The 4,168-nt window shown below is 63.6% G+C and carries 4 protein-coding genes and 2 pseudogenes; 4 read left to right on the top strand and 2 right to left on the bottom strand.

Annotated elements, in window-relative coordinates:
* Positions 1–123: 123 nt before the first annotated feature.
* A pseudogene (locus BJF87_RS21655) lies at positions 124–267 on the top strand (ATP-binding protein); the annotation flags it as partial.
* Between the two features lie 62 nt (positions 268–329).
* Here BJF87_RS21655 and BJF87_RS21650 read toward each other — a convergent pair.
* Complete coding sequence (locus BJF87_RS21650) at positions 330–746, bottom strand: hypothetical protein (RefSeq protein WP_035756068.1); 417 nt, start codon at positions 744–746, stop codon at positions 330–332.
* Between the two features lie 238 nt (positions 747–984).
* On the opposite strand from BJF87_RS21650, the gene BJF87_RS21645 reads away from it, so the two are divergent.
* From BJF87_RS21645 to BJF87_RS27260, 3 genes and pseudogenes are all read left to right on the top strand, one after another.
* Positions 985–1,731 (top strand): hypothetical protein, encoded by a 747-nt coding sequence (locus BJF87_RS21645; protein ID WP_231381070.1) that lies wholly within the window; start codon positions 985–987, stop codon positions 1,729–1,731.
* Positions 1,732–1,780: 49 nt separating this feature from the next.
* Positions 1,781–2,146, top strand: a complete 366-nt coding sequence (locus tag BJF87_RS21640; protein WP_006358895.1) for a DUF302 domain-containing protein — start codon at positions 1,781–1,783, stop codon at positions 2,144–2,146.
* A gap of 276 nt (positions 2,147–2,422) precedes the next feature.
* Positions 2,423–2,755 (top strand): annotated as a pseudogene (locus tag BJF87_RS27260) (hypothetical protein); the annotation flags it as partial.
* On the opposite strand, the gene BJF87_RS21635 reads toward BJF87_RS27260, so the two are convergent.
* Positions 2,711–3,589, bottom strand: coding sequence for an SDR family NAD(P)-dependent oxidoreductase (locus BJF87_RS21635; RefSeq protein ID WP_075863886.1), 879 nt, complete (start codon positions 3,587–3,589; stop codon positions 2,711–2,713). The pseudogene BJF87_RS27260 and the gene BJF87_RS21635 overlap by 45 nt on opposite strands.
* Positions 3,590–4,168 lie beyond the last annotated feature (579 nt).

Here is a 4,168-nt window from a genome sequence, read left to right as displayed (position 1 = left end):
CGGATGATCTGATCCGGCGTATGCCGCCGGCGCTTGCTACCTGCCATGTCGTCGTCGATTCTTCCTGCCCAAACACTCGGGCAACAGAGTCGCACAACAACTGGACCACTACGAAGGGCCCACCTCACCTCGAACATGCCCTTCGGTCGCTGGGGCGAAGTCTTCGCCGACGACGTTGTGGCCGCCGCGCTCATCGACCGACTCGTCCACCACGCCGAGGTCATCACCATCGACGGCGACTCCTACCGCACCAAAACCCGACGATAACTCGTCAACACCGACCAGTAACCACACCACAAGGGGGTCAAAATTCAACCGTCGATAAAGGGTCAGTTTTCAGCCGCCGTTGACAATGGCGCATCGAGACCGCGAAGCGATGGGTGCACGCACAGGTTTCGGTCTTCGCGGATGCGTTCCAGCGCACGTTTATCCACGCTGTCGATCAGTTCTAGGAGTTGAGCGCTATCGAGTAGCTTGTTCTCGATCCTCTGCATTGCGCTGGTGCCCTGGGGGGTTAGGCCGTGGTCCTGAGCCTTTTCAATTTCCTCTCGAAGGTCGATGGCGTCTCTGTCGCCGTCGTCTGCCAGGGACCCGATCTTGGCGATGAGATCGGTGGTCACGGCTGTCCACGTGATGGTGATGCTCGCGCGTACGGCGCCGCTGTTGTAGCACTGCCACGCCTCGGTGGCGAGTGTTCTGGTTTCTGGGTTCCATACCTCTTGGATCTGGGTATCGACCGCAATCACTCTCGTAACCCCTCGCAAAGAGACATATCCAGTATGCTGTGGGGAGTCTATCTGGGCGCTGATTTGGGCCTGTAGGTCGACGATGAGGCCGGTCAGCTCGTGCTGTGCTCGACTGACCCGGCGGGCGTTGGCATTCTGGGCGGGTGTGGACTTGGATTCGTATTGACCGCAACGCCCTCGGGGCGGGGTTGCACTTCGCCAACCGTCTGCCCGCTCGCTGTGTGCAGCACCTCAGCACGTGACCGCCAGGGGTCAGAGCGTGAAGATGCCGCTGAGAGTAACTGCCGAACTGCCGCACGGGGTGTGCTTCGGCACCCCGTGGGGCATCAGCCTCGACGGGCTGCTGGCCTCGGTGCTCTGGCACCGCCACAAAGCCGCGGCCGCCGCCCGCGGCGAGGTCCTCACCTACGACCCCCTCGCGGTGCCCGAAGACCTGGAGCTACCGCTGGCGCGCTGCGAGGCCGGGCAGCCGTGGCACTGGATGTGCACCTTCGCCCACACCGTCCCCACCACTCCATATCCCGAACCACGTATGCGGTCCAGCCGTACGGATCACGCTGATCTGCAACGCCTCTCACCCTCGGTACCCTCCACGGTCTCAGACGCCCGCGGGCACTACCGCAAACGCCTGATCCCCGCCGCCGCGACGATCACTGCGACCGCGACGTGGCGCGCGGTCGGCGACCCCGGGAAGATCACCGAGCTGCTCGCCGAGGTCACCGATATCGGCAAGTACCGCACCAGCGGCGAAGGCCGCGTCACCGCCTGGACCATCGAACCGGCACCCGGCGACGACGTCTGGTCCGCTGGCCACGAACACCACCCCGGCGTCCTGGGCCGCAGCACCCCGGCACCGTGCGTCGCTGACCGCCCGGACATCGTCCACGGTGGGCGTTCCCGGATCGCGGTCCGGGCGCCGTACGCCCACCCCAGCCGCCACGCGGACGCGGCCTATCTGCCCGCACCCGACGAGGCGCAGCGGTGACCCGCGTGCGGGGCGGCCGAGCCACGACGCGCACTGCGGTGATCGCGGCGTGCGCGGTCCTCGCCGCCGGCGTGGCCGGCTGTGGGTCGGATCGATCCTCACCGAGATCAACGTCAAAGACACCCTGAGAACAAAGCTCGATGTGGACATGGAAAATTACCTGATCCTGGAGGCTTGTAATCCACCTTTGGCCCATCGCGCTCTGGGAGTCAATCGGCAGATCGGTCTGCTGTTGCCCTGCAATGTCGTGGTCCGCACCGACGCCACCAATCGATCAAACTCGATCGTCGAAGCGATGAATCCCGACCTGATGGTCGAGGTCTCCGGGGAAGCCGAACTTGCACCGGTGGCCACCGACGCGTCAGCCAAACTCTCGGCCGCTATCGCGGCATTGGAAGCCATAGCCTCCACGTGAGTAAACACGTCCAACAGTCCGCGACCGCAACGAGTACCTATGAGCGCAGGGACATTCCATCTTGACCCGGCATGCCCGTTCGCCTTGGCCGCCTCACGGTGGCTGCTCAACGCCGCGCGGCGCCGACATCGAGATTGATTGGCGGCAAATGAGTTTGGCAGTGCTCAACGAGGGCGCAGATGTTCCTGAGCACCAGCAACAGCACCACATAGCGGTCTCTCGCAGGCTGGGTTGTGTCCTGGCCGCTGCACATGACAGGACCGGCGACAGGCACTCGGACCGCTCTGCACCGCCCCGGGGCAGCGTGTGCACCACCAGAGCGCCGACGTCACCACAGCAATGGTGGCCGACGCGCTCTCCGAAAGCGGCCTCGATCCCCAGCTCGCCGACAATCTCCACGACTCCACCTACGTCAGCGCAGTGTGCGTCGCTCACCGGGAAAGCCAAGACGGTCTCGGCGGCTCCGGTGGATCGCACCGAATGAGTCAGCTATCCCGTGTCCACGCATATCGACCCCCGAGCAAGTTGATCAACTCGCCGGGGCCACTATCTGGGGCATACACGTCAGGGCGCATTGCGTTCTACAAGCCCGTCCGCGATTCTCGATGATGCCGCGCCGACTTGTCGGAGAAGCCGTGCCACTCGCGGCATGACCTCCAGATCGCGGTAGACAGCCGCGTGCACAAGCCAGGCCGCAGCTTCAGCCGCAGTGAGCGCGGGAGTGTGGTGGTATTCGTCGGTGGGCTCGATCATCGGTGTCCGGACGAGCGGGAAAAAGACTGTCGTCACAGAGACCCCTGTGCCGCGCAACTCCGACGCTATGCTGCGTCCGAAAGCGGTAATCGCGGCCTTCGATCCCGCGTATGCCGAGAACTTTGGCATGGCGCCCATCGGGATACCCCAGGTGGACACGTTGATGAAGTGACCGCTGCCGCGCTCCTTCATGGCAGGTAGGAACCCTAACGTCAGTTGCACGGGACCGAAGTAGTTGACCGCCATGGTGCGCTGATAATCGTGTAGCCGATCAGTCGAGTCGAGGACCTCGCGGCGAATCGACCGCCCGGCGTTGTTCACGACGATGTCCGGGCAGCCGTATTTATCGAGCACGTACTGGATCAAGCGAGCTGTGTCGTCGGTATCGGAGAGATCCCCCGGACAGGTGTCGGCATAGCCGCCCTCGGCCCGGATACGCGTGACGAGTTCGTCGAGGCTGTCGGCACGACGCGCCACCGTCAGGACGTGGGCTCCACGACGGGCGAACTCTTCAGCTGCCGCAGCACCGATGCCCGACGACGAGCCAGTGACGAGGACGGTCAAGTTTTGTAGCCGTTTAGCCGGCGATCTGGTGCGAAGTGTGTTGACGAGCTCGACCGGCGTGCGTGGTCGTTGTAAAGCAGTATGCGCGACTCGGGCTGGCACGTATTTCACGGCTACTGTCACCATGGGTGGAACCGTAGATCACGAGGCCCCGCAGCACCAGTGCCCGGCCGTCCGCTGGGGTGCAAACGCTGTCTGTCGGCGCGATCGCTGCCGCTGGCTTCACCAGCGAATCCAGCGCAGCCGGAACCGATTCCGCATCTTTTCCCCGAACAAAGTTGTGCTGCAGGCGATTACATCGCCTAACGGAACAACGTGTCGATCTCTGTACGTCAGGCGAGCGCTGGCGATCAAAGAATGTAAACGTGGACCGCTGTGGCCACAGGTCCCAGCTTGCAACGAGGGGACCTGAAAAGTCGAACTCAGAACCGGCGAGCGACCTTACGTTACGCGCTGCTCGTACGAACACGCGTGCATCCGATGCTTTAGGTCAGCCCGGTCGTCAACCGAAATAACGAACTCGGAGCAGACCTGCGAGCCCCGCAGAGCCACTGCCGCACATAGGGACGGGCCGGACACGTCATCGAGGGTCAACAGGGCCGGTGTTCCGTCGTGCCGGCTGGTCAATTCGGGCAGAAGTATCCAAACCGCGAATGGGGTACTGCAAGTACCTGGTACTGTGCGAACACCCATCGCGGAGGGCTG

This window comes from Gordonia sp. CNJ-863, from assembly GCF_001942325.1.
GTDB classification, from domain to species: Bacteria; Actinomycetota; Actinomycetes; order Mycobacteriales; family Mycobacteriaceae; genus Gordonia; species Gordonia alkanivorans.
Note: the sequence above shows the minus strand (reverse complement) of the source record. Positions and strands in the feature narration are given on the sequence as shown.

Excerpts from the sequence above, each read along its gene's own strand:
- BJF87_RS21635 (WP_075863886.1), bottom strand. The coding sequence starts at position 3,589 with ATGGTGACAGTAGCCGTGAAATACGTGCCAGCCCGAGTCGCGCATACT.